The sequence below is a fragment of the Streptomyces sp. NPDC005483 genome, from assembly GCF_040606035.1.
Lineage (GTDB): Bacteria > Actinomycetota > Actinomycetes > Streptomycetales > Streptomycetaceae > Streptomyces.
Genome location: NZ_JBEXEA010000011.1, coordinates 245,226 through 270,571 on the forward strand (window position 1 = coordinate 245,226; position 25,346 = coordinate 270,571).

Annotated in this window: 22 protein-coding genes; 6 read left to right on the forward strand and 16 right to left on the reverse strand. The window is 71.4% G+C overall.

All coding sequences use genetic code 11. The annotated features are described in order from the left end of the window. Positions 1–11: 11 nt before the first annotated feature. The 6 genes from ABZT06_RS22895 to ABZT06_RS22920 form a co-directional block, all read right to left on the reverse strand. Positions 12–1,349: a CpaF family protein gene (locus ABZT06_RS22895; RefSeq protein ID WP_355743706.1), complete on the reverse strand. Its 1,338-nt coding sequence runs from the start codon at positions 1,347–1,349 to the stop codon at positions 12–14. Positions 1,350–1,363: 14 nt separating this feature from the next. Beyond that, positions 1,364–1,735, reverse strand: coding sequence for a TadE/TadG family type IV pilus assembly protein (locus ABZT06_RS22900; protein WP_355743709.1), 372 nt, complete (start codon positions 1,733–1,735; stop codon positions 1,364–1,366). A 1-nt stretch (position 1,736) separates the two neighbouring features. Next, positions 1,737–2,060, reverse strand: coding sequence for a pilus assembly protein (locus ABZT06_RS22905; RefSeq protein WP_355743878.1), 324 nt, complete (start codon positions 2,058–2,060; stop codon positions 1,737–1,739). A gap of 80 nt (positions 2,061–2,140) precedes the next feature. Continuing rightward, positions 2,141–3,391 (reverse strand): AAA family ATPase, encoded by a 1,251-nt coding sequence (locus ABZT06_RS22910; protein ID WP_355743712.1) that lies wholly within the window; start codon positions 3,389–3,391, stop codon positions 2,141–2,143. A 9-nt stretch (positions 3,392–3,400) separates the two neighbouring features. Further along, positions 3,401–4,108, reverse strand: a complete 708-nt coding sequence (gene cpaB / locus ABZT06_RS22915; protein ID WP_355743715.1) for a Flp pilus assembly protein CpaB — start codon at positions 4,106–4,108, stop codon at positions 3,401–3,403. Positions 4,109–4,175: 67 nt separating this feature from the next. Next, positions 4,176–5,057 (reverse strand): hypothetical protein, encoded by an 882-nt coding sequence (locus ABZT06_RS22920; RefSeq protein ID WP_355743717.1) that lies wholly within the window; start codon positions 5,055–5,057, stop codon positions 4,176–4,178. 256 nt (positions 5,058–5,313) lie between these two features. On the opposite strand from ABZT06_RS22920, the gene ABZT06_RS22925 reads away from it, so the two are divergent. Next, a complete protein-coding gene (locus ABZT06_RS22925; RefSeq protein WP_355743720.1) occupies positions 5,314–7,014 on the forward strand; it encodes a glycoside hydrolase family 18 protein in 1,701 nt (566 codons plus the stop codon). Between the two features lie 513 nt (positions 7,015–7,527). Here the strand turns inward: ABZT06_RS22925 and ABZT06_RS22930 are convergent. Then, a complete protein-coding gene (locus tag ABZT06_RS22930) occupies positions 7,528–7,959 on the reverse strand; it encodes a hypothetical protein (RefSeq protein ID WP_355743723.1) in 432 nt (143 codons plus the stop codon). 126 nt (positions 7,960–8,085) lie between these two features. Between ABZT06_RS22930 and ABZT06_RS22935 the strand changes: the two genes are divergently transcribed. Both ABZT06_RS22935 and ABZT06_RS22940 read left to right on the forward strand, forming a co-directional pair. Beyond that, positions 8,086–8,592 (forward strand): SigE family RNA polymerase sigma factor, encoded by a 507-nt coding sequence (locus ABZT06_RS22935; protein WP_355743726.1) that lies wholly within the window; start codon positions 8,086–8,088, stop codon positions 8,590–8,592. Between the two features lie 52 nt (positions 8,593–8,644). Then, positions 8,645–9,892, forward strand: coding sequence for a hypothetical protein (locus ABZT06_RS22940; RefSeq protein WP_355743729.1), 1,248 nt, complete (start codon positions 8,645–8,647; stop codon positions 9,890–9,892). On the opposite strand, the gene ABZT06_RS22945 is transcribed toward ABZT06_RS22940, so the two are convergent. From ABZT06_RS22945 to ABZT06_RS22960, 4 genes are all read right to left on the reverse strand, one after another. Beyond that, positions 9,889–11,205: an Nramp family divalent metal transporter gene (locus ABZT06_RS22945; RefSeq protein ID WP_355743732.1), complete on the reverse strand. Its 1,317-nt coding sequence runs from the start codon at positions 11,203–11,205 to the stop codon at positions 9,889–9,891. The genes ABZT06_RS22940 and ABZT06_RS22945 overlap by 4 nt on opposite strands. Positions 11,206–11,262: 57 nt before the next feature. Beyond that, on the reverse strand, positions 11,263–11,670 hold the full coding sequence (locus ABZT06_RS22950) for an ATP-binding protein (protein WP_355743735.1): 408 nt from the start codon (positions 11,668–11,670) through the stop codon (positions 11,263–11,265). 162 nt (positions 11,671–11,832) lie between these two features. Next, complete coding sequence (locus tag ABZT06_RS22955) at positions 11,833–12,723, reverse strand: MEDS domain-containing protein (RefSeq protein WP_355743738.1); 891 nt, start codon at positions 12,721–12,723, stop codon at positions 11,833–11,835. 44 nt (positions 12,724–12,767) lie between these two features. Further along, on the reverse strand, positions 12,768–15,839 hold the full coding sequence (locus tag ABZT06_RS22960) for a LuxR C-terminal-related transcriptional regulator (protein ID WP_355743740.1): 3,072 nt from the start codon (positions 15,837–15,839) through the stop codon (positions 12,768–12,770). A gap of 342 nt (positions 15,840–16,181) precedes the next feature. Between ABZT06_RS22960 and ABZT06_RS22965 the strand changes: the two genes are divergently transcribed. Continuing rightward, entirely contained in the window at positions 16,182–17,525 is a 1,344-nt protein-coding gene (locus ABZT06_RS22965; RefSeq protein ID WP_355743742.1) for a M14 family metallopeptidase, read from the forward strand. 13 nt (positions 17,526–17,538) lie between these two features. Here ABZT06_RS22965 and ABZT06_RS22970 read toward each other — a convergent pair whose 3' ends face one another. The 5 genes from ABZT06_RS22970 to ABZT06_RS22990 form a co-directional block, all read right to left on the reverse strand. Continuing rightward, on the reverse strand, positions 17,539–18,078 hold the full coding sequence (locus ABZT06_RS22970; protein ID WP_355743745.1) for a hypothetical protein: 540 nt from the start codon (positions 18,076–18,078) through the stop codon (positions 17,539–17,541). A 230-nt stretch (positions 18,079–18,308) separates the two neighbouring features. Then, the gene (locus ABZT06_RS22975; protein ID WP_355743748.1) at positions 18,309–19,793 is read right to left on the reverse strand and encodes a gluconate:H+ symporter; all 1,485 of its coding nucleotides are present in this window, start codon (positions 19,791–19,793) and stop codon (positions 18,309–18,311) included. 112 nt (positions 19,794–19,905) lie between these two features. Further along, on the reverse strand, positions 19,906–20,316 hold the full coding sequence (locus tag ABZT06_RS22980) for a RidA family protein (protein WP_020119606.1): 411 nt from the start codon (positions 20,314–20,316) through the stop codon (positions 19,906–19,908). Beyond that, positions 20,313–21,083: an IclR family transcriptional regulator gene (locus ABZT06_RS22985; protein WP_355743752.1), complete on the reverse strand. Its 771-nt coding sequence runs from the start codon at positions 21,081–21,083 to the stop codon at positions 20,313–20,315. Before ABZT06_RS22985 ends, ABZT06_RS22980 begins: the two co-directional genes overlap by 4 nt. Beyond that, complete coding sequence (locus ABZT06_RS22990) at positions 21,080–22,285, reverse strand: sugar kinase (RefSeq protein WP_355743755.1); 1,206 nt, start codon at positions 22,283–22,285, stop codon at positions 21,080–21,082. The genes ABZT06_RS22985 and ABZT06_RS22990 overlap by 4 nt, the downstream gene beginning before the upstream one ends. A gap of 112 nt (positions 22,286–22,397) precedes the next feature. Between ABZT06_RS22990 and ABZT06_RS22995 the strand changes: the two genes are divergently transcribed. Continuing rightward, entirely contained in the window at positions 22,398–23,681 is a 1,284-nt protein-coding gene (locus ABZT06_RS22995; RefSeq protein WP_355743758.1) for an amino acid deaminase, read from the forward strand. A gap of 35 nt (positions 23,682–23,716) precedes the next feature. After that, on the forward strand, positions 23,717–25,327 hold the full coding sequence (locus tag ABZT06_RS23000) for a D-aminoacylase (RefSeq protein WP_355743761.1): 1,611 nt from the start codon (positions 23,717–23,719) through the stop codon (positions 25,325–25,327). The last annotated feature ends 19 nt before the right edge of the window (positions 25,328–25,346 follow it).

The window sequence follows — 25,346 nt, forward strand, 5'->3', positions numbered from 1 at the left end:
CCTACCTGTTCCTACCTGGCTTCTCGGATGGCCAACTGATTCGCGGACTGGGCCACCCCGAAGGCCTGGGGGGTGGGCTGGCTCGCCATGTAGAGGCGGTCGACGGTACGGCGCGGAAGCGGGAAGTACTCGAACCGGCCGTAGATCCGGCCGTCCGCCGCCATGGGCTGGGCGTCGAAGCGGGCCACCGTCACCAGGCGGTACGGCTCGCTGCCGTTGCTCTCGAGCAGGGCGATCTCGGTGATGCGGCGGGCGCCGTCGGCGAACCGGGTGAGCTGGATGATCACGTCGACGGCGCTGTTGATCTGGTCGTGCAGCGCCTCGAAGGGGATCTCCACCTCCGACATCGAGGCCAGGGTCTTCAGCCGCATCAGCGCGTCCTCCGCGCTGTTGGCGTGCACGGTGGCGAGGGAGCCGTCGTGGCCCGTCGACATCGCCTGGAGCATGTCCAGGGACTCGCCGCCGCGGACCTCACCGACCACGATCCGGTCGGGGCGCATGCGCAGGGAGTTGCGGACCAGGTCGCGGATGGTGATCCGGCCCTGGCCCTCCACGTTCGGCGGGCGCGACTCCAGACGGACCACGTGGCGTTGCTGGAGCTGGAGTTCGGCGGAGTCCTCGATGGTGATGATCCGGTCGCCCTCCGGTATGAGCCCGGACAGGGCGTTGAGCAGGGTCGTCTTTCCGGTGCCCGTGGCGCCCGACACGATGATGTTGAAGCGCGCCTGCACCAGGCCGGCCAGCAGGTACAGCATGTTCTCGTCGAGCGAGCCGAAGCCGACCAGCTCCTGCAGTGTGTAGGAGCGGGGGAAGCGGCGGATGGTGAGGATCGCGCCGGTCAGGGAGAGCGGCGGGATGATGACGTTCACGCGCTCGCCGGACGGGAGGCGCGCGTCGACCATCGGGTTCGTCTCGTCCACGCGCCGGTTGACCGTGGAGACGATGCGCTCGATGGTCTGCATCAGCTGGTCGTGGGAGGGGAAGCGCAGCGGCAACTGCTCGACACGGCCGGCGCGTTCGACGAAGATCGAGTCGGGGCCGTTGACCATGATCTCGGTGATGGACGCGTCTTCGAGCAGCGGCTCGAGGATGCCGAGGCCCAGCGCCTCGTCTACCACCCGACGGATCAGCTGGGAGCGTTCGACCGTCGACAGGACCGGACCCTCACGGCTGATGATGTGCCCGAGCACCCGCTCGAGGCGGGCCCGGCGCTCGGCCGCCGCCAGCGAGCTCATCTCCGCGAGGTCGATCTCCTCGAGGAGCTTGGCCCGGTAGGAGGAGACCATGTGGCCGTCCTCACCCCGGCTGCCGTTCTCCTCGGGGGTGTTGATGCGGGACCGCAGGCTCATGGGGGGCACCTCGTTCAGTGGTCGAGCGGCATGGTGGCGGTCTTGACGGCGGGGTCGAAGCTCCAGCCGGGGACGATCGACGGGATCTGGACGGTGGCGGTGACGGTGACCGAGTCGCCGCCCCCGCCCTCGGCGCAGCCGACGGACAGCCAGTCACTGATCGCGTTCACACAGCCTTCCTGCGCGCTCAGGTCCAGCGAGGCGGCCCGCGCCCCGGCCCTGGCCGCCGTACCGGCCTGCTGGGCGGTGTAGGCGATGAGCCCGATCTGCACGCCGGCCATGGCGACGAGGATCAGGATCGGGATGAAGCCGAGGTATTCGAGGGCGACCTGGCCGCGGTCCCGGTTCCGGTCGCGGTGTGCTCGGTTCTCTCCGGAGTACGGCATCTCAGTCCCTGTCCTCCTCCACGGCGCCCGCGTGTCCGTCGACCTGGAAGGGGAAGGCGATCGTGCCCGGGAACAGGACGGGGACGTCGAGGTGGACATCGGCCGTGACGTATCCGCCGCCGGTGCTGCAGCTGACCCGGCCGCTCCAGGCGCCGGGCAGCTTGTCGAGTCCCGCCTGTTCGCACGCGGCCTCCCGCTCCCCCGGCGCCGCCGCCGTCGCGGCCCGTACCGCCTCGTCCGCAGCATTCCCCGCCAGCGTGAAGGTGTACCCCAGCAGCACGAACTGCCACAGCAACACCAGCGTGATCAGGATCAGCGGGGTCATCCCCAGGAACTCGATGGTCACCTGGCCGTCGTCCCGCCGGAACCGCGGAAACCGCCGGAACCCCCGGAGATCCACCGCGCTCACCTCCCCAGCTCCCTGCGCCGCCGGAAGGCCAACGCCCCCCGCTCCCGCCCCCCGTTGCGATGGGAGTTCGCCTCGGTGCCCTTGACCAGGCCCAGTTCACCGGCGAGCGTCCACAGGGCCTGCTTGACCGTGCCCTTGGCGTCGAGTTCGTGGACCCGGCCCGCGTCCACCGCGCCCTGGAGCTCCTTGAAGTTCGCCGGGACCACGGTCGCCGCGACGCCCGTGCCGGTGATCTTCTGGATGAGCGCGGGCTGGATCTCCGTACCGCGGCTGTGGCGGTTGACGACGACGGTGGTCTCCTCGGCCTTGCGGACCTGGAGCCGGTCCCACATGCGTACGGCACGCTTGGCGCCGCGTACGGCGACCACGTCCGGCGTGGTGACCAGCAGGGCCGTGTCGGCCATCTCCACGACCGCGGCGCCCGCCCCGCTGAGCTGGGCCCCGCAATCCACGACGACGACCTCGTAGCGGGAGCGCAGGGCGCTCACGATCTGGCGGGCGGCGCGCTCGGTGACCTCCTCGCCTCGTTCGCCCTCGCCGGGGGCGAGCAACAGCGCGAGGCCGGTGTCGTGGGCGAACACGGCGTCGGCGAGGACGCGCGGGGAGATGTCGGTGATGGTGGCGAGGTCGGCGACCGAGCGGCGGAACTGGACGTCCAGGTAGGAGGCGACGTCGCCGGTCTGGAGGTCCATGTCGAGCAGGGCGGTGGCGCGGCCGGAGGCCTGGGCGGCGAGGGCGAGCTGGATGGCGGTCGTGGTGGCGCCGACGCCGCCCTTCGCGCCGCTGACCGTGACGACCGTGCCGCCGATGCCGGTGAACACGTCGGTGGTGGCGCCCAGGTGCCGTCGTACGCCCGTCGACCACTGGGCGACGGCGTGCACGCGGGTCGCGAGCTCCTCGTAGCCGAGCGGGAGGGAGATGAGGCCGCGGGCGCCGTAGTCCATGGCGGCCTGGAAGAGGCCGGGGCTGACGTCGGAGGTGACGAGGATGACGCCGACGGCCGGGAAGCGCAGGGCGACCTCGCGGATGAGCTCCAGGGCCGGGACGGGACCGATGCGCTCGTGGACGACGACCACTTCCGGCAGCTCGTCGATCGACTCGGACGCCAGGCGGGCCAGGGTGTCGATGAGCTGGGTGGAGTCGGTGACCGGGGCGACGGGCTCGGCGTCCGGGAGCTGGCTGAGCAGCGTGGTGAGGGAGCGGACCGCGTCCGCGTCGCCGACGGCCGGAAGGATCCTCGTGGGCATGGCGGCCTCTCACTTGTCCTTCGCGAGTTCGTACGTGCGCTGCCGCTCGGGCACGGTCCCGGTCTCGCCCGGCGCGACCAGCGCGAGCCGGACCCGCTTGGCGAACGACTCGGCGTACGTGATGCGCTGGGCGTCGAGGGCGGAGAGGGCGAAGGTGATGGGGACGGCGTCGGTGGCCGCGCGGGTGCGCTCGTCGGCGTCGGGCTGGAGGGCCGTGATCTCCCCCACGTCGAGGACCCGGGCGTTCGTCACGATGATCTTCGACTGGTCGGGGTCGCCCTCCTTCTGTCCCTCGAAGGTGGCGTACACGTTGACCGCGGAGCCCGGCGTGATCTTGCCGGCGACGCCGGTCGCCGCGTCGATCATGATGGCGACCTCCTGCTGCCCGGGCTGCAGGGCGGGCTGGTCGACGATCATGTCGCTCTGCAGCAGGGAGCCCTTCTTGAGGGTCGTCACGGCGATCTTGTCGCGGAGGGCGGCGAGGTCGGTGACCGCGTTGGCGGACAGCCAGCGCTCGGGCATCTCGGTCTTCTCGAACTGCGCCGCGGTGAGCCGGGTGTAGGGCTGGATGTCCGCCTTGACCTCGTACGCCGTGACCTCGGGGCCGACCTTGGACTTCACGTCGTCGATGACGGAGAGCACGCCGGCGAAGGCCGCGAGGGCGCCCAGGACCGACAGGAGCAGGAGTATCACGCCGCGGCGCTGACGGGAGTTCATGAACCGTGGACCTCGTTGGGGGGCTCGGTCGAGCGGAATCGGGGACGGGGGCGATCCGGCGTACGGCTCACCCGGCGGGCAGTTGGTGCCGGTGCTGCTGAGGAACGGTCGTCATCGGTGCGGTGGCCGAACAGAAGACGCAGCGGTCTCCGATGACGTCGATACCGCACCAGTGACAGATGTTCTGCCGTACCGAGGTGACCAGTTGGTAAAGGACGGACAGGTCGGGCAGGAAGGTGCAGAACTCGATCAGCTTGCCGGTGCCCCACCACGGGGCGGACTCGGCGGGCAGCGGGGTCTCGCGCAGCCCCTGGATCCGCCAGGACTTGGCCAGGTGCCCGGAGACCCAGTCGGACTGCAGCTGGCCGCGGGCGACCAGCATCGAGGTGGCGAACTCCGGACCGGCGAGGGTGGCCTCCGGGGTGATCCTGACGAGCTGCGGCTGGGGGTGGGCGAGCACGGCGAACTGGCTGCCCGGCACCCACGACTTGGCGTGCGACTTGAGCCCGACGGGGACCCGGTCGAGCTTGGCCACCGAGCCGAGGAGCGCGCCCGCGTGGAGGTAGTGGGTGAGCAGCCGCCCCGCCGAGGCGAGGACGCCGGGGCTGAGGTCGCAGGAGGCGAGCTGTCTCAGCTGACGGGCCAGGACGGCGATCGCGAGGGGTGGCAGTTCGGGCTGGAACAGGGCGATGCGGTCGCTCTCGAGGAGGGACCGCACGGTGCGCAGCCGCTGGTCCACCGCAGGGGGCACGGCTCGGGAGTACACGACGATCACATGGCCGTGCTGGTCGATCAGCGTCTGGAGGGCGGCGAGCGAGTGGTCGAGCGGCTGCCGGTCGAGGCCGTCGAGCACGACGGCGGGCAGGGTCCGCTCGTCCTGTGCCGGCAGCGCCATGTCGGCGCCGGTCACTGCGATGGCAGTTGGCACGCGCAGCTCCCCGTATCCCATGCCCGAGGGTCCGACGGATCACTCCGGCGCACCCGGTCGACTTCACTGCGTGACTACCTGAGCACTGTAACCACGGGTCTATGGCCGGAGAACAGCGATTCTGTGACTTCCTGGCCTGCCTGACGGATCAAAAGCGGGCGATTACCGCCCAGATGGGGCGCACTTGCCACGTGCGCGGGCCAGAGAAAGGCCAGTTGTGCATCCATCCTCGACATCCTCCTTGACAGCGGGATTGGTCTGGACCAACTCTCTTGTCATGCCCATACTCAGCAGAAAACCGGCGCGGTTCCGGACCGCGGTCCTCACCGCTGCCCTCGCCCTGGGCGGCGCCCTCGGCGTCGCGGGACCGGCGTCCGCCGCGGACGTCAACAACGCGAAGAACGCCGGCTTCGAGTCCGGCCTGACCAACTGGACCTGTTCGGCGAGCAGCGGCACGACCGTCTCCTCCCCCGTGCACGGCGGCTCGGCCGCGCTGAAGGCGACGCCGGCCGGACAGGACAACGCCCAGTGCGTCCAGACCGTGGCCGTGAAGCCGAACGCGACGTACACGCTGAGCGCCTGGGTGCAGGGCGGCTACGCCTACCTGGGCGCGACCGGCACCGGCACGACGGACGTGTCGGCCTGGACCCCGGACTCCGCCTCCTGGAAGCAGCTGACGACCACCTTCACCACGGGCGCCTCGACGAGCTCGGTGACGGTGTACACGCACGGCTGGTACGGCCAGGCCGCGTACCTCGCCGACGACGTGTCGGTGTACGGCCCGGACGGGGGCGGCGGAGGTGACCCCCTTCCCACGGTCCCGGCGGCACCGGCCGGCCTCACCGTCTCCGGCACGTCCTCCTCGTCCGTCTCCCTCGCCTGGAACACGGTGTCGGGCGCGACGGGCTACAACGTGTACCGCAACGGCACGAAGGTCACGGCGGTGACCGGGACGTCGGCGACCGTGACGGGGCTGGCCGCGTCGACGTCGTACAGCTTCCAGGTCACGGCGACCAACTCGGCGGGTGAGTCCGGTAAGTCGGGCGCGGTGACGGGGACGACGACCCCCACTTCGGGCAACGGAGGCGGCGCGCTGCCGAAGCACGCGGTCACCGGGTACTGGCAGAACTTCAACAACGGGGCGACGGTCCAGAGGCTGTCGGCCGTGCAGTCGCAGTACGACATCATCGCGGTCGCCTTCGCGGACGCGACGACGACTCCGGGTGCCGTGACCTTCACCCTGGACTCGGCCGGGCTCGGCGGGTACACGGTCGACCAGTTCAAGGCGGACATCAAGGCGAAGCAGGCGGCGGGCAAGAAGGTCGTCGTCTCCGTGGGCGGCCAGAACGGCACGGTGTCGGTGAGCGACCCGACATCGGCGGCCAATTTCGCGAACTCGGTGTACGCGCTGATGCAGACGTACGGCTTCGACGGCGTCGACATCGATCTGGAGAACGGGCTCAACCCGACCTACATGTCACAGGCGTTGCGATCGCTCGCGGCAAAGGCGGGGTCGGGTCTGATCCTCACGATGGCACCCCAGACGATCGACATGCAGTCCACGTCCAACGCGTACTTCCAGACCGCGCTGAACGTGAAGGACATCCTCACCGTCGTCAACATGCAGTACTACAACAGCGGTTCGATGCTGGGCTGCGACGGCAAGGTCTACTCCCAGGGCTCGGTGGACTTCCTGACCGCCCTCGCCTGCATCCAGCTGGAGGGCGGACTGGCCCCGTCCCAGGTCGGGTTGGGTCTGCCGGCGTCCACGAGCGGGGCGGGCAGCGGCTATGTCTCGCCCTCCGTGGTGAACAACGCGCTGGACTGCCTGACGAAGGGCACGGGTTGCGGCTCGTTCAAGCCGTCGAAGACCTACCCCGACCTCCGCGGCGCCATGACCTGGTCGACGAACTGGGACGCGGCGGCGGGCAATGCCTGGTCCAACACGGTGGGACCGCACGTGCACGGATTGCCGTAGCCGGGGGTCAGGACGCGGCCGGGTTGCCGCCCTGGAGGACCGGCATGACCTCCCGGCCCGTCACGCCCCCTCGGGCTCCGCGTGTGCCCGCCCGTGCCCTGAGGAGGCACGGGCCGGTCGCGCGGTCCGGGTGGTCGTGGCTCCCGATGCGGCTGCGCGGTGAGAACCCGCGGCCCTGCACGAGGTGGCTGGGAGGACCGAGAGGCGGTGATCCCGGACGCGGGACGACGTCACCCTCGGCCCCCGGGTGACGCGGACCGGCGAGAAGCGGGCGCCAAGGCGGACCGGACACGGAGGCAGCCCACGACCACCGTCACCTCCGACACGCGCCTGATGGCCCCGGAACCCTCGCGTCCACCCTCACGCCAAAGGCTTGTAGTACCCCAGGACCGGCGCCGGCCCCGCGAACCAGCGGTCCATAGTGTCGCGGGTCTTCGCGCCGACGAAGGAAGCGCACGACCACCGTCACCTCAGACACGCACCTCGTGGCCCAGGAACCCTCGCGTCCACCCCTCACACCAACGGCCGGTAGTACCCCAGGACCGGGGCCAGCCCCGCGAACCAGCGGCCGAGGGTGTCCCGGGTCTTCGCGTCCACGACGCACTCGTAGAAGCGGCCGTCGAGGTGGATGACGGCCACCATCAGGGTCTTGCCGTTCGGGCCGGCCTTGTAGTGGACGCTGCGGATCTCGTGCCAGGGGAACTCGGCGGAGTGGCCGTGGTCCTCGAAGGCGACGCCCGCGGAGTCGACGACGACGGAGTTGTGGCGGTCGACGGCCATGAACTCCGGGCCCTCGGGGGGCGGGGGCGGCGGCGGGTAGCCGTAGCCGTACTGCGCGGGCGGCGGGCCGAAGCCCGGTGGCGGCGCGGTCGGCGGGGCCGGGGGCGGAGGAGGGGGCGGGGGCTGGTCGCCGTAGGGCCGGCCGGGCGGTGGCGGGGTGGTCATCGGTGTCCGTCCCCTCGCGTCGCGGACTGTCTCCAGGTCATGTGAAACATTCTCCCCGCCCCACAGCGTCAGTTGAAGTGAGGACCTCTTCCACGGCCGGGGCGCACAGCACCAGGGGGAACGCACATGAGACAGGCCCGCGCGGACGAGTACGCGGAGTTCGCCGCTGCCCGGGCCGGACATCTGTACCGGTCGGCTTGTCTGCTGACCGCGGGTGACACTCATCTCGCGGAGGACCTGGTGCAGGAGGCGCTCGGGCGGATCTACGTCCGCTGGAGCCGGATCTCCGGCGTCGGCAACCCCGCGGCGTACGCGCAGACCGTCCTGGTCCGGGTGTTCCTGACCCATCGTCGCCGCCGCAGCAGCAGAGAGCGCGCGACCGACGTCCTGCCGGAGGTGGCGGCCGCCGGTGTCGACACGCCCCTGCGGCTGACGCTGCTCGACGCCCTCGCACGACTGCCCGCCAAGGACCGGGCCGTGGTCGTCCTGCGCTACTGGGAGGACCGCTCCATCGAGGAGACCGCCAGTGTCCTGAACGCCAGCGCGGCAGCTGTCCGCACGCGCTGCACCCGAGCCCTCAAGCAGCTGCGCGCGCTCCTCGGCGAGGACATCGGCGCCTACGCCCGGCCCTGACCGGCCCCCTTACTTCCCTTTCGTCCGACCGAACCCGAACGGTGGGTGCCCCATGTCCGCAGACCAGCACTACGACCCCTTCGAGGAGCGGCTCGCCGTCGCCCTGCACGAGACCGGCGGCGGGTTCGAGACCGACCGCACGGCCCTCGCCGCGCGCGGCGCGGTGCGGGGCCGGCGCAAGCGGCTGGCGCGGCGGGCCGCCGTCGCCGGGGGCGCCGCGAGCGTCGTGCTCGCCTGCGTGGGCGGGGCGCTGGTCCTGCATCCGGGCGGTACGGCGGCCGAGGCCGTGCCGTCGTCCGTGACAGCGTCCACCAAGCCGAAGCCGAGCGCCACGGCCACGCCCACGACCGGCGAGCAGATGATCGAGACCTTCAAGAGCCTGTTGCCCAAGGGCCACTTCAGCGACGAGCGCGGGCAGGGCACCGAGTCGACCGACGACCGGAAGGTGGCCGCGCCGTCCGCCGGGCTCGTCTTCGACGACGGCGACGGCGCCGCGGCCATCGGGGTCACCGTGGGCCGGGTGCAGCCGGGCGGTACGGAGGCCCGGCAGGCGGCCCAGTGCCCCGACCGGGTGTACATCCCCTACGACGCCTGCAGAACGAGCCGGCTCGCCGACGGCTCCGTGGTAACCGTGCTCCAGGGGTACGAGTATCCCGACCGCCGGGTGGACACCAAGCTCTGGACCGCCGAGCTGGTCACCCCGGTGGGTCAGCACATCACCGTGCACGAGTGGAACGCGTCCGCCGAGAAGGACAAGCCCGTCACCCGGACCGATCCCCCGCTGAGCCCGGCTCAACTGACGCGGCTGGCGGCGGCGAAGGAGTGGCGCACCGTGGCGAACGCCCTCCCCGAGCCCCAGCCCGAGCCGGAGCTCCCCGGCTCCGACCTGCACGCCCGCACCCACCTGCTGGCCCTGCTGCCGAAGGGACTGAAGGTGACCGGCAAGAGCGGCGACGACGGCGACTTCGCCTACGCGGTGGTCGACGACGGCAAGGGCGAAAGCCTGGTCCAGGTCAATGTGCAGCCCGACATGCTGGACTCGGCCGGTGACCTCTTCGGCTCGGACTCCGAGACCCTGGCCGACGGCACCCGGGTCGCCGTCAAGCAAGGCCCCGGCGACAAGGGCAACGACCAGGTCATGTGGACCGTCGACACCATGCGCGCCGACGGCAGGCGCGTGGTGATCAGCGCCTTCAACGCCGGTACCCAGAACGAACCCGCGACCCGTCAGGCCCCCGCGCTGACCATCGCCCAGATGCGCGCGATGGCGCTCGACGCCCGGTGGTGGAGCGGCAGTTAGAAGAACTCCGACCACGGCTGGTCCCAGATCTGCTTCACGCACAGGACCAGGAACAGCAGGCCCGCGATCGCCAGCATGGCGTTGCTCAGGGGACCGTTGCGCCACTGCCTGGGCGTGCGGGAGGTGTTCAGCAGCCACATCAGGGTGCCGGCCAGGAAGGGGAGGAAGGCCGCGCCGAGGACGCCGTAGACGATGACCAGGCGGAAGGGCTGGCCCTGGAAGAGGAGGACCATCGGCGGGAAGGTCAGCCAGAGCAGATACGCCCGGAAGGGCCAGGACCGCTCGCGCGAGCCGGACGCGACCTGTTGGCCGGAGGCCGCTGCCCCCTCGCGGTCGCGGTAGCGCGCCACGAAGTCCGCGAACATCAGGCTCACCCCGTGCCAGACGCCGATCAGCGAGGTGAAGGACGTGGCGAAGAAGCCGATGAGGAAGAACGTGGCGGTCGCCGAGCCGTACTCGTCCTCCAGGATGTCGCTCAGCTGGATGAGCCCCTTGTCGCCGCTCGCGATCGCCACGTTCGCCGAGTGCAGCAGCTCCGCGCCGACGAAGAGCATGGCGACGACGAAGACGCCGGTGGTGAGGTAGGCGACCCGGTTGTCGAGGCGCATCACCTTCATCCAGCCGGTGTTCGTCCACCCCTTGGCGTTGACCCAGTAGCCGTACGCCGCGAGCGTGATCGTGCCGCCGACGCCGCCGATCAGGCCGAGGGTGTTGAGGATGGAGTCCTTCTCGTCGGGCAGGACGGGAAGGAGGCCGGCGAAGGCGTCCGGCAGGTTCGGGGTGACCCTGATCGCCAGGTACACGGTCACCACGAACATGACGCCCACCAGGACCGTCATGACCTTCTCGAAGACCGCGTACTTGTTGAACCAGACGAAGACCAGGCCGACCAGACCGCAGGCGATGGCCCACCATTCGAGGTCCATCACGTCGGGGAACAGGGCCTGGAGCGGCAGCGCGCTCGACGACATCGCCGCCGCGCCGTACACGAAACCCCAGATCACCACGTAGACGGCGAAGAACCAGGTGGTCCAGCGGCCCAGGCTCGCCCAGCCGTCGAACAGGGTGCTGCCGGTGGACAGATGCCAGCGCCCCGCGGCCTCCGCGAGGGAGATCTTGACGAGACAGCCGATCACCGCGGCCCACAGCAGGGTGTAGCCGAAGTTGCTGCCCGCGATGAGCGTGGCGACCAGGTCCCCGGCGCCGACGCCGGTCGCCGCGACGACGATCCCGGGGCCGATGTGACGCCAACTGGACTTGCGGGGTACGGAGTTCGCCTCACCGGTCACTGTCTTGTCCGTGGTGTCCGCCATGAAGGTCAAGAAACCCTAAAGATCGCGGCCCGGCAAGAGGGCGTGCCGTGAAGGAAGTCAGAGCACCCCGGGGAGGCGTCCACCGCAGCCGCCGGCCCCGCAGGTGCCCAGTTCGAACCAGACCGTCTTGCCCGCCCCGTCCTGGTGACAGCCCCAGCGCAGGGCGAGCGCCGCCACCAGGAACATCCCGCGGCCGCTCTCCTCGACCCCGGCGTCCAGCACCTGCGGGGTACCGCGGTCGGAGTCGGCGATCTCGCAGCGCAGCACGCCGTGCGCGGCGGACAGGGTGAGGGTGAAGCGGCTCGTCGAGTGCAGGAGGGCGTTGGTGGCCAGTTCGCTCACCAGGAGTTCGGCGGTGTCCACCAGGTCGTCCCGCTCCGTGAGCCCCCACCCCTCCAACTGCTTGCGCACCTCGGCGCGGGCCTCGCGGACGGCGGACGGACGTGGGTCGTACTCGACACTCAAGTGACCTGCTCCCAGTGGGGGTTGGGGATAGGCGGCGTATCGAGGGTCGGGGTCCGGGAGGTGGCCCCCGGAGAGTTGCAGCATGTTCTCAGGGTGACCCGTGCGGGGTCGGGGCACACGGGGAGTACTACCTGATTCCATACCTGCACCACACCTGTACGGCTACGCGTACCGCAGTCGAACGGTCGCCCCGTCCCGGTGGTCGCGTACGTCGACGTACGCACACACCTGACGCGCGTACCAGAGCCCCTGCCCGGGTTCCAGGTCGGTGGCGTCCGGCGGGACGAACCCGGCGAGGGGATCGTCCACCCGGCGCCGCGAGCGCAGTTCGCAGACGCAGTGCCTGTCCTGTCCCCACAGCAGCGCGGTACCGGTCCGCTGTCCCACGGCCTCCGCCGCCTCGGCGACGGCCGTCGCGAACAGCTCCGCGTCGGCGGGCGCCAGACCCCGGGCCTGCGCTTTCAGCCGTACGGCGTCGGGGGCCAGGTCGGTGAGGAGTTCCGCGTCCGGCGGGGGCGGCGCGAGGGGCACGGCGTCCAGTTCGGCGGTGAGGCGTACGGGGTCCTCGTACACGCCGGTGCCGGGGTGGGCCCTGCGGGCCGCGTCGATGATCGCGGGGCCCGCGGTGCGGCTGTCGTAGGCGCACAGGGCGGTGGTGGCGAGCGGCGCGAAGAGGAGGTTGGCGAGTGCTTCGTAGCGGATCCACTCGGTGGTCTCGCGGGGGGTGCTGCCGGCCCTGCCGTTCCAGACGGGTTCCATGAGGAGGTGGATACGGCCGCCGGGCCCGGCGTGCGCCGCGAGGTAACCGGCGCCCTGCGCGACCGCGTTCGCGGCGGAGCCGGTGTACCAGTCGGTGTGGTCGATGAGGGTGACGTGCTGGGCGTCCGTGCCGAGGGCGTCCCGGAGCAGGGTGAGGTTGTGGGGGGAGGCGATGGCCGTGGGCGGGGGTTCCTCGGGGGTGTCGAGGGCTTCGGCGAGGAAGGGCAGGGCGGCGGCGAGGAATTCCTCGTCGGTGCCGTAGCCGGCCATGCGGTGGTCGAAGGCGGTGGTCATGGAGGGTCCTTCGGTGGGGTGGATGGGTCGGGCGACGTACGTCCTCAGCGCTGAGCCGTCACCCACGTGGCGATCTGCGTTCTCGTGTGGAAGCCGAGCTTGTTGAGGATCCGTTCGACATGGCCCTCGGCGGTGCGGCGGGCGATGACGAGGCGGTCCGCGATCTGCTGGTTGGCGAGTCCTTCGGCGACGAGTTCGGCGACCTGGGCCTCCCGGGGGGTGAGGCGGACCTGGGGCCGGTCCGGTGCGGGCGGGGGCGTCACGTCGGGGAGCCCGGGTTCCTGGAGCGCGTATCCGACGAGTTCGGTGAGGGTGAGGCCCGCGCCCCGGTCGTACCCGGCGCTGAACGCGGTCGCGCCGAGGGCCCGCCCGGCCCGGCACTCCGTGTCCCGCCGCACGGAGTTGAGTGCCTCGGAACCCCATCTCCCCTGGTCGACTGCGGCCCAGGCCCGGTCGGCCCCGCCGAGGAGCACGGCCGCCCGCTCGTGCTCCGAGCGCTCGGTGGCGATGCGGGCCGTGAGGTCGAGGGTGAGGGCGAGGCCGATGAGGTCGTTGACGGCGAGTTTGAGCCGCAGGGCCTCGCGGGCGTACTGCTCGGCGCGCGGCCAGTCCTGTTTCACGGTGTGGGCGAGGGCGAGCATGCGCAGCACGTAGGAGCGGACCCATTCCTCGCCGTGCTCGTGGCAGAGCCGCAGGGTCTTCTCGCAGACCTCGACGGCCCGGTCGGCGTGGCCCAGGAAACCGAGGGCGCAGGCGAGTTCGACCTGGTCCAGGCCGACGAGGCTGAGGTGCTGGCCGGGTACGGGGCCACGGGCGACACCGGCCTCGAAGTGGGCGAGCGCGGCGGGGAGTTCGCCGGCGAAGAGCCGGATGACGCCGATGACGTACTCGGCGTGGGCGGCTTCGGCGGCGTCCCCGAGACCGCGGGCCAGCTCCCGCGCGTCCTCGGCCCGGCGCAGTCCCCGGGTGAGGTCCTCGGGACACCCGGCGAGCAGCCCGGCCACCCAGAGCCCGCGGGCCCGTTCGGAAGTCGGCTCCGGGTTCGCCTCCAGGGCCCGCTCGAGCCAGTGACGGCCCTCGCGGGGAGCCCCGCAGGCGTGCCAGTAGAACCAGAGGGTTCCGGCGAGCCGCAGCCCGGCGAGGGCGTCGGCGGGGGTCGGAGCACCGCCCTCGCGGGGCTCGGAGGGGGCGGCCGGCGAGGTGGGGCGGGGCACGGCGGCGAGGCCGGACGCTGAGTGGGCCTCCGCGACGGGGGCTCCGGCGCGCAGCAGCCCGGCGGGAGCGTCGGCCGGGGGCGGCAGAACACCCTCGCGGGGCTCGAACGGGGCGGCCGGCGGGGCGGGGCGGGGCACGGCGGCGAGGCCGGACGCTGAGTGGGCCTCCGCGACGGGGGCTCCGGCACGCAGCAGCCCGGCGGGAGCGTCGGCCGGGAGCGGCAGAACACCCTCGCGGGGCTCGAACGGGGCGGCCGGCGGGGCGGGGCGGGGCACGGCGGCGGGGCCGGACGCTGAGTGGGCCTCCGCGACGGGGATTGCGGCGCGCAGCAGCCCGGCGGGAGCGTCGGCCGGGAGCGGCAGAACACCCTCGCGGGGCTCGAACGGGGCGGCCGAGGGGGAGGAGGCAGCGGCGGGGCCGGCCGTGAAGTAGGACGGTGACCAGGCCTCTGCGACGGGGTTTCCGGCGAACCGTGGCTCGGCGGGGGACGGCACGACACCCTCGCCGGGCTCGAACGGGGTGGCCCGCGCGGAGGGCTGGTGCACTGCGCCGGGGGCGGACGCGAAACGGGGTGCTGCGGCGGCGTGGGCCGTGGAGCCGGGCGCGGAGTGGGACTCGGAGGGAGCGTCCGCGGCGGGTCCTGCTGTCATGCGGGCCGTTCCGCCCGGCGCGTCCTCGTCGTGAGCCCCTCCGAGGACCGCCGCGGCGGGCCTCGGCAGGCTGAAGTCCAGTGCCGCCCGCAGGTTGTCCTGGTCCGCGCGGAGCCGGGCGACGATCTCCCGCTGACCGGGACCGAACCAGGCCCGTTCGCAGGCGGCTGCCCGCCGCAGTATCCAGTCCCGGTGCCGGCGCCGGGTGGCGAGCTCCTCGCCCGCCATGTCCCGCAGCCGCTCCAGGCCGTAGTGCCGCAACGTGTCCAGGAGCCGGTACCGCACCCCGTCCGGCCCGGGCTCCCGGAACAGTACGGACTTGTCCACGAGCCCGGCGACCGCTTCCAGGACGTCGGCGCCCTGGACGAGGTCGCCGTCCGCGCACACCGCCTCCGCCGTCTCGAGGTCGAAGCCGCCGGCCGGGACCGAGAGCCGCGCCCAGACCAACTGCTCTCGCCCGGTGCACAGTTCGTGGCTCCAGTCGACGGCGGCCCGCAGGGTCCGGTGGCGCGGCAGGGCCGCGGGGCTGCCGGAGGTCAGGAGGCGGTAGCGGTCGTCGAGGCGTTCCAGGAGCTGTTCCACGCCGAGCACGCGCATGCGTACCGCGGCGAGTTCGATGGCGAGCGGCAGTCCGTCGAGCCGCCGGCACAGACGGGCCACGGCGGCCCGGTTGCCGGCGGTGAGCGCGAACCCGGGGACGACCGCGGCCGCCCGGTCGGCGAACAGGGCCAGCGCCGGGTAGCCGTCGGCCGCGGACAGGTCGCCGTCCGGATCGGGGGCCGGCAGCGGTCGTACGTCGAGGAGGTTCTCCTCGGTGAGACCGAGCCGGTGCCGGCTGGTCGCGAGGATCCGGACCCCCGTGGTGCCGTGCAGCAGCGCCGCCGCGAGGTGGGCGCAGGCGTGCAGCAGGTGTTCGCAGTTGTCGAGGACCAGCAGCACCTTGCGGTCCCGTACATGGGCGACGAGTGCCTCCGACGGCGGCCTCGCGGAGTGGTCGTGGAGGCCGAGCGCGTCGGCGACGGCGAGCGGGACCAGTTCGGGGTCACGCAGCCCGGCGAGGTGGACGAAGCGGACTCCGTCGGGGAATGTGCGTTCCGTGCGGGCCGCGAGGCGTGCGGCGAGGCGGGTCTTGCCGACGCCGCCGGGGCCGGTCAGCGTGACCAGGCGGGCGCGGGTGAGCAGTTCGCGACCCGCGGCCTGTTCACGGCGCCGGTCGACGAAACTGGTCGTCTCGACCGGCAGGTGCCGCATGATCAGCCAGTCCTCCGGGGTGTGGTCGGAGATCCCACTGTGATCCCGGCTCTCACCTATATGCACGCATCGCTCACACCCGCGGGTGTACTTCTCCCGGGACCACGCGGTGGCGCACCGGTCCGCGTACACTGCGCGGCCCCTACGGCACGTCAAGAACCCACAGGGAACGCACAGTTCACGCCAGGACGACTTTATTCACTCTTGACCTGCTCATGCCACAAGCCCACGATGGGCGGGCCACCCGCACCGGCAGCACGTCGCAGAACTCGCTGAAACACCCCCCGCTCCACTCCCCCACTTCCGGAGATCCCGGAAAACCCGGAGAACACAGGAGACTTCATGCGACTTCGCACACGCGGTTCAGGCGCCCGCGGCGGCACCCGCTACGCCACCCTCGCCGCCGTCGCCTCCCTCATGACCCTCGCCCTCGCGGCCCCGCTCTCCGCGAACGCCGACAGCGCCCCGAAGGCGGCACCGAGCACCGAGGACGTCCGCCAGTACGAGATCCACCAGCACACGACACCCGTGACCCGTACGGCGATCCAGCAGACGGGCGTGACGGTGGACGAGGCCGACGAGGAGACCGTCGTGGTCTCCGGACGCGCCGACCAGATCAGGAAACTGCGGCAACTCGGCTACGAGGTCTCCGAGTCGGGGACCGCCCCGGACCGGACCGCGCAGGACGGGGCGCGGCTCTACGACTTCCCCTCGGCCGACTCGCGCTACCACAACTACGCCGAGATGAACGCCGAGATCGACCAGCGCCTCGCCGCCTACCCGAACATCATGAGCAAGCGGGTCATCGGCACGTCGTACCAGGGCCGGGACATCGTCGCCATCAAGATCAGCGACAACGTGGGGACCGACGAGGCCGAGCCCGAGGTGCTGTTCACCCACCACCAGCACGCCCGCGAACACCTCACGGTGGAGATGGCCCTGTACCTGCTGCGCGAACTCGGCGCGGGCTACGGCTCCGACTCCCGGGTCACGAACATGGTGAACAGCCGCGAGATCTGGATCATCCCCGACCTCAACCCGGACGGCGGCGAGTACGACATCGCCACCGGTTCCTACCGCTCCTGGCGCAAGAACCGGCAGCCCAACTCCGGTTCCTCGGCGGTCGGTACCGACCTCAACCGCAACTGGGCCTACCGCTGGGGCTGCTGCGGCGGCTCGTCCGGCTCGACGTCGTCCGAGACCTACCGGGGTCCGGCCGCGGAGTCGGCGCCCGAGGTCAAGGTGGTCGCGAACTTCGTGCGCAGCCGGGTCGTCGGCGGGGTCCAGCAGATCAAGACGAACATCGACTTCCACACGTACAGCGAACTGGTGCTGTGGCCCTACGGGTACACGTACTCCGACACGGCGACCGGGATGACGGCGGACGACAACGCCGTGTTCAAGGCGGTCGGGCAGAAGATGGCCGCGAGCAACGGTTACACGGCGGAGCAGGCGAGCGACCTGTACATCACCGACGGGTCGATCGACGACTACCTCTGGGGCACGCAGAAAATCTTCTCGTACACCTTCGAGATGTACCCGTCGTCCAGCTCCGGCGGCGGCTTCTACCCGCCCGACGAGGTCATCGAGCGGGAGACCTCGCGCAACCGGGACGCCGTGCTGCAACTGCTGGAGAACTCCGACTGCATGTACCGGTCCATCGGGAAGCAGGCCCAGTACTGCTGAAGACCCCGCGCCCCTAGGGAGTCTTCTCGGACGCCTCTTCGGACGACTCTTCGTCCGTCTCCGGCGTCTCGTCCTCGAAGTACTCGTCCATGACCGCGTCGAGCTGTTCGTCCCACTCGGCGAAACTCGCCCTCGACGCGGCCTCGATCTCGATCGGGTACCAGCGCCGGTCGGGAGTGTGCACCGTGATGGTGAACCGCTTGCCGAAGCGCGGGGACTCCGTCTCCACGGCGCCGATCTCGTCCCAACGGAACTCGCAGGCCTGGTCGTCGAGGGAGAGGCGGACGCCCCGGTGGTCGGCGACGATCTTCGCGCGCCGGTCGGAGGCCTCGAAGACAGGGCCGTCGGGGGTTTCCTCCCCGGCGGTCTCCTGGGCCTCCTCGGAGGCCTCCGCCGTGGCCGTGGGCTCCGGGGTGTCGGCGGCCTCGACGGCGCCCGCCGGCTCGGTGTCCTCCGTCTCGCCGGACACGGGTGAGGTGAGCCCGGGGACGAAGGCCGGGTCGAACCCGGCGCCTTCCAGGGGCTTGCTGCTCGAACCTATGCGCTGCTCCACAGCGGGCAGTATGGTCGACGATCCTGTGCCCGGCACACCCGGCCCCAACATCGTTACCGGACGCCTACATGGGGCTACCGCACCACCACGGACACACGTGGCCCCACCGCCCCCACGAACTCCACCGCTGACGTGGGGCGAGGCCAAAGTCCGCCGCTGCGGGCAGTCGCGGCGGACGAGGCCCGCCGGGTCCCGCCCGCAGCAACGGTCCGCGCAGCCTCCGGGACCACCTACACGAAGACACTCAGTACGGCGGCCATCACGAACCCCGCCACCGACAGCACCGTCTCCAGCACGGTCCACGTCTTCAGTGTGTCCCGCTCGCTGATGCCGAAGTACTTGGCCACCATCCAGAAGCCACCGTCGTTGACGTGCGAGGCGAAGATGGAACCGGCCGAGATCGCCATGATGACGAGGGCCACGAAGGCCTGGGAGTGCTGGCCCTCGGACAGCAGGGGCGCCACGATGCCCGCCGTGGTGACGATGGCGACCGTCGCAGAGCCCTGGGCCACCCGCAGGACGACCGAGATCAGGTAGGACAGCACGAGCACCGGCAGGCCGACGTCGTTGAAGGTGTCCGAGAGTGCCTGGGCGACCCCGCTGGCCTTGAGGACCGCGCCGAAGACGCCGCCCGCGCCGACGACGAGCAGGATGTTGCCGACCGGCTTGAGGGAGGCGGTCGACACCGTCTCCAGTGACTTGCGGGACCAGCCGCGGCGGATGCCGAGCAGGTAGTACGCGAGGACCAGCGCGATGGTCAGCGCCACGAAGGGGCTGCCGAAGAACTCGATCACCGAGCGGCCCGTCGAGGGGTCGAGCGCGATCGAGGAGAAGGTGGCGGCGAGGATCAGCACCAGGGGCGTACCGATGATGCCGAGGACCGTGCCGAGGGGGACGGGGTCCTCGCGCGGTACGACACCCTGCGACCGCTGCTCCTCGATCACTGCCTGCTTGGCCTCCGCGGCCGCCTCCACCATGTCCTGCGGCACGGCGACGAAGATGCGGCGGCCGACCCACGCGGAGTACACCCATGCGGCCAGCACCGCCGGGATGCCGCAGACGATGCCCATCAGGATCACCCAGCCGAGGTCCACGTGGAGCAGACCGGCGGCCGCGACCGGGCCGGGGTGCGGGGGCAGGAAGGCGTGGGTCATGGAGAGGCCCGCCAGCAGCGGCAGACAGTAGAGCAGGATCGACTTGCCGCTGCGCTTGGCCGCCGCGTACACGATCGGCGCGAGGACGAAGATGCCGACGTCGAAGAAGACCGGGACACCGAAGATCAGACCGGTCAGGCCCATGGCGAGGGGCGCCCGCTTCTCCCCGAAGAGATTGAGCAGCCGGGACGCCAACACCTCGGCTCCGCCGCTGACTTCGAGGATCGCCCCGAGCATGGTGCCCAGGCCGATGATGATCGCGACATGGCCGAGGATGCCGCCCATCCCGGACTCGATGGTGGACACCGCGTCCGACCGCTGGACCGTGCCGAAGAGTTCGGTGACCGAGAGACCCGCGAGCAGGCCGACGGTTATGGAGACGCCGAGCAGGGCGACGAAGGGCTGGAGCCTCGCCTTGATGATCAGGAAGAGCAGCAGGGCGATGCCGATGGCGGCCACGGTCAGCAGACCGGCGGTGCCGTCGATCAGGAGGAGCAGGCCACCGGTGTGGGGTGGTGCCTCGGGGGCGGTGGCGGCGAGCGGAAGCGGATAGGACGACATGGGGGTCCTCTGGGTATGGGGGAGTGCATCCGGCTTTCGGGCAGGGGAGAGCGCGGTACCGCACCGCGTGGGGCGCCGTACCGTCGTACCGTGTGCGGGAGTTGAGGGAGCGTCAGCCGAGCACGGCGAGCGCGTCGATCTCGATGAGGAGCCCGGCGGGGAGGCCGACGTAGACCGTCGTGCGGGCGGCCGGGGGCGCGGTGAGGCCCTGCTCCTCGAAGTAGGTGTTGTAGATCGAGTTCATCTCGGCGAAGTGGTCCACGTCCGTCAGATAGACGCGGATCATCATCACGTCGTCCCAGGACGCGCCGCCCTCCTCCAGGATCGCCTTGACGTTGGCGAGCGTCTGGAGGGTCTGCTCGCGCAGGGTGGGACCGGCGGGCGTCGGGGCTTTGCCCTCCTCGGCCGGCAGGAAGCCGACCTGTCCGGCGACCTGGAGGATGTTGCCCTTCCGCACCCCGTGGGAGAACTTGGCGGGCGGGGTGGTGTGGGTCTTGGGGGTGAGCGCGATCTTGTCCGTCATACGGGTTCCTTGGAGTCCTTTGCTGTGGTTCTGCCGGAGTACTCGCCGCTGATGGCATCGGCCGTACGGCGGACCTGCGGGAGGAGGGTGAGGAGTTCCTCGGCGGTGACGACGACGTTGGGAGCGGAGACCGACATCGCGGCGACGACCCTCCCGTCGGCGCCGCGGACGGGGGCCGCGACGCAGTTGATGGATTCCTCGTGGCCACCGAGGTCGGTGGCCCAGCCCTGTTCGCGCACCCGCTCCAACTCCTTGAGGAAAGCGGGGGCGTTGGGTGTCGAACGGGCCGTGTACAGGGGGTATTCGAGCTTGTCCGCGAGTGCGTGCCGCTCGGCCTCGGGAAGATCGGCGAGCAGCAGCTTGGCGACCGCGGCGACGGTGATGGCGACCGGTTTGCCGATCCGCGAGTACATCCGCACCGGGTAGCGGCTCTCGACCTTGTCGATGTACAGCACCTCGTCCTCCTCGTACACGGCGAGGTGGACGGTGTGACCGCACTGCTCGTTCAGCCGTACGAGGTGGGGGTGGGCGATCTCGCGGATGTCGAGGTTCTCCATCGCCTCCTGGGCGAGGGCGATGAGGCGGGCGCCGAGGCGGTAGCGCTGGTCGGACTGCCGGTAGACCATGCCGTGTTCGTGGAGGGTGCGCAGGAGTCGCAGCGCGGTGGACTTGTGGACACCGAGGCGCTCGGCGACCTGGCCGAGGTCGGCCGGGCCCTCGGCGAGCAGCGGCAGGATGCTCAGTGCGCGGTCGACGGTCTGGCTCATGGGGTGCGTACCTCCTCCGGGGCCGTGTCGGCTTGCGTCCAGCCGGGGCCGAGTCGAAGTGTCCCCCACGCGGCGTCTCCGACGGCGGCGAGGCGGTCGGCGTGTGCCCGGGTGGGGGGTACGGCGAGGTCACCGGGGGCGGTGAGGGCGGCGGCGGCCCAGAGGTGGCCGTGGCGCAGGCGGTCACGGAGGGGCAGTCCCCGGAGGGTCGCGGAGAGGAACCCGGCGGCGAAGGCGTCACCGGCTCCGGTGGTGGCTACGACGTCTACGGCGAGGGCGGGTACGAAGGTGGACGTCGGCTGTGGCTGAGCGGGGGGTGTTGCCGCTTGCCCGCGCTTGCGGGGTGCCGCTCTCTGTGGGTCGGGAGCCGCCCCAGCGGCACGACTGCCCGCAGCGACGACGCGCCCCTTCAGGGGCGCGGGGCTGCATCGATTTGCGGCTCCGCCGCGGGGCGCGGCCGGCCCCCACTCGGCCGCAGCCGACACGAACGCGGTCGCCCCCTTCGCCCCTTGTTTCACCACCAGCACCGAAGGTTCGGGCAGCACCGCGCGTATCGCCGCGGGGCCCCCCGCAATCCTCCACGCCTCCTCCGCCTCGTCCTCCCCCACGAAGACAATGTCAGCCCTGCGGGCCAGCTCCAGCAGCACACCGGGCCCCTCGGCATCCCGCCACAGCCCGGCCCGGTGATTGACGTCGAAGGAGACGAGCGGACGATCCGGCCGGGGCGCCGTCAGTTCATGCATCAGCGAGAGACAGGTGTCCGACAACGCCGCCGTGATCCCCGACAGGTGCAGCACCTGTGCCGCCCGCACCGCCGACAGGTCCACGTTCTCGACCGACATCGCCGAAGCCGCCGACCCGGCCCGGTAGTACGCGACTTCATGCGCGTCCGTGGCCCGGTCTCCCGCCGTACGGAAGTACACCCCCGTGGGCCGCGAGGGATCACGCCCCACCGAGGAGACATCGACCCCGTACCCCCCGATCGCCTCGACCAGGTGGTCCCCGAACCCGTCGGCCCCGACTCGGCTGACCCACCGGACCGCGAAGCCGGCGGCAGCCAACCCGCACGCCACGTTCGACTCCGCCCCACCGATCGCCCGGTCGAAGGACGGCACGTCGGCGAGCCGCCCGGGCCGGCTGGGCAGGAACGTGACCATGGATTCGCCGAGCGCGACGACGTCCACGGCGTCGTGGGCATTCACGATGGTCGTAGCTCCTTCATTGACCCGGCGTTGGCCTGGATGTTAGACAGCAGTAAGCGACATACGCAATGGCTGTTGCAGATACTGCAACCGACCTGATCAGGGAGGCCCCGTGTCCCTCGGCACAGGCACCGAAGCGCTCGCCCGCCTCGCGGAGGACCGCGTCGACCACCGCTTCAAGGGCCTCCCCCCGGACGCGGACGGCCTGACCGTCGCCGAGCTGACCGCCCAGCGCCGCAACCTCTTCACCGACGGGTTCACGACCCCCGTACTCGCCCTCTCCGCCGAGCGCCTCGAGCACAACCTCGCGCTCATGGAGACGTACGCCGCCCGCCACGGCCTCGCCTTCGCCCCGCACGGCAAGACGACCATGGCCCCCCAGCTCTTCCAGCGTCAGATCGAGCACGGCGCGTGGGGCATCACCCTGGCCGTGCCCCACCAGGTGCGGGTCGCGCGGGCGTACGGCGTCCAGCGGGTCTTCCTCGCGAACGAACTGGTGGACCCGGCGGCCCTGAGGTGGGTCGCCGGCGAACTGGCGAGCGACGAGACCTTCCGCTTCGTCTGCTACGTGGACTCCGTCCGCGGAGTCGAGCTGATGGACGCGGCCCTCCGGGGCACCGCCCGCCCGGTGGACGTGGTCGTCGAACTCGCCGCCGGCGAGAGCGCCCGCACCGGTGTCCGCGCCGAGGCGGAGTGCGCGGCCGTCGCCGACGCGGTCGCGGCCACCGGGACGCTACGGCTGGTCGGCGTCGCGGGATACGAGGGCGAGGTCCCCGGGGCGAACCCGGAGCGTGTCCACGCCTGGCTGCGCCGGCTCGTCGCCCTGGCCGCCGACTTCGACAAGGCGGGACGGTTCGCCGCGGCGGCACCGGACGGGATCGTGATCAGCGCCGGCGGCAGCGCCTGGTTCGACGCGGTCGCCGACGTCTTCGCCGAGATCCCCGAACTCTCCCTCCCCGTCCTGAAGTTGCTCCGCTCCGGTGCCTACGTCTCGCACGACGACGGGCACTACCGCAAGGTGACCCCCTTCAACCGGATCCCCGAGGAGGGCGCCCTGGAGCCCGCGTTCCGGCTGTGGACGCAGATCGTCTCCCGCCCCTCCCCCGACCAGGCCTTCGCCAACGCGGGCAAGCGCGACGCGGCCCACGACCTCGACCTCCCCTTCCCCCAGGTGGTCCGGCGGGGCGGTACCGAGCGCCCGGCCACCGGCATCGAGGTGACCTCGCTCTCCGACCAGCACGCCTGGCTGGCCACGGCCCCCGGCGCCGACCTGGAGGTCGGCGACTGGCTGGGCCTCGGCCTCTCCCACCCGTGCACGTCCTTCGACAAGTGGCAGCTGATCCCCGTGGCGCAGGCCGACGGCACGGTCGTCGCATACATCCGCACGTTCTTCTGAGACTCGAACCTCTGAGACCCGAAGGGAGTCCGGCGATGGAAGAGCTCGTCATCAGGGACGCGGACGTCGTCGACGGCAGCGGCGCCCCCTGGTACCGCGCCGACGTGGTGGTCGACCGCGGCCGGATCGTCTCGATCGTCAAGGAGGCCGCCGACGCCGGGTGCCAACGCCCCAAGGCGCGAAGGGAGTTGGACGCCGAGGGGCTCGTCCTCTCCCCCGGCTTCATCGACATGCACGCCCACAGCGACCTCGCCCTCCTCCGCGACCCCGACCACAGCGCCAAGGCCGCACAGGGGGTCACGCTCGAAGTCCTGGGCCAGGACGGGCTGTCGTACGCCCCGGTCGACGACCGCACCCTGGAGGAGGTCCGCCGCGCCATCGCCGGCTGGAACGGCTACGGCGACGACATCGACTTCGACTGGCGGTCGGTGGGCGAGTACCTGGACCGCCTCGACCGCGGGATTGCCGTCAACGCGGCCTATCTGATCCCCCAGGGCACGCTCCGCGCGCTCGTCGTCGGTTGGGAGGACCGCGGGGCGACTCCTCAAGAGCTGGACCGTATGCGCGAGTTGGTCGCGGACGGCATGGAACAGGGCGCGCTCGGCATGTCGTCGGGGCTGACCTACACCCCCGGCATGTACGCCAAGGACGCCGAACTGACCGAACTGTGCCGGGTGGTGGCCGAGTACGGCGGCTACTACTGCCCGCACCACCGCTCGTACGGGGCGGGTGCGCTGGAGGCGTACGAGGAGATGGTCGCCCTGGCCCGGGAGGCGGGCTGCGCCCTCCATCTCGCCCACGCCACCATGAACTTCGGCGTGAACAAGGGCCGGGCGCCTGAGCTGCTCGCCCTCCTGGACGAGGCACTGGCCGCGGGCGCCGACATCAGCCTGGACACCTACCCCTACACGCCCGGCGCCACGACCCTCGCGGCCATGCTGCCGAGCTGGGCGAGCGAGGGGGGTCCGGAGGCGGTGCTCAAGCGGCTGGCGGACGACGGCACCGCCGAGCGGATCCGGCACCACATGGAGGTCGTCGGGGCGGACGGCTGCCACGGCGTGCCCATCGAGTGGGACACCGTCGAGATCTCGGGCGTCGGCGACCCGGCCTTCTCGGACTTCATCGGCCGTACGGTCGCGGAGTCGGCCCGGTCCCGCGGCGAGAGCCCCTGGACGACCGCCCGCGGGCTCCTGCTCGCCGACCGGCTGGCCCCGTCGATCCTCCAGCACGTCGGCCACGAGGAGAACGTCCGCACGATCATGCGGCACCCGGTGCACACCGGCGGCTCCGACGGCATCCTTCAGGGCGCCAAGCCGCATCCGCGGGCGTACGGCACGTTCCCGCGGTATCTCGGCACGTACGTGAGGGAGTTGGGCGTCCTGTCCCTGGAGGAGTGCGTCGCGCATCTCACCTCGCGCCCGGCGTCGCGGCTGCGCCTGCCGGACCGCGGTCTGGTCCGCGAGGGGTACCGGGCGGACCTCGTGCTGTTCGACCCCGCCACCGTGGCGGCGGGTTCGACCTTCGCCGACCCGCGCCGGCTTCCGACCGGCATCCCGCACGTCCTGGTCGACGGCCGCTTCGTGATCGAGGACGGCCGGCGCACGGATGTGCTGGCGGGGCGGGCGGTCCGTCGCAGTCCCATGTGACGGAACGCCTCGCGCCTTA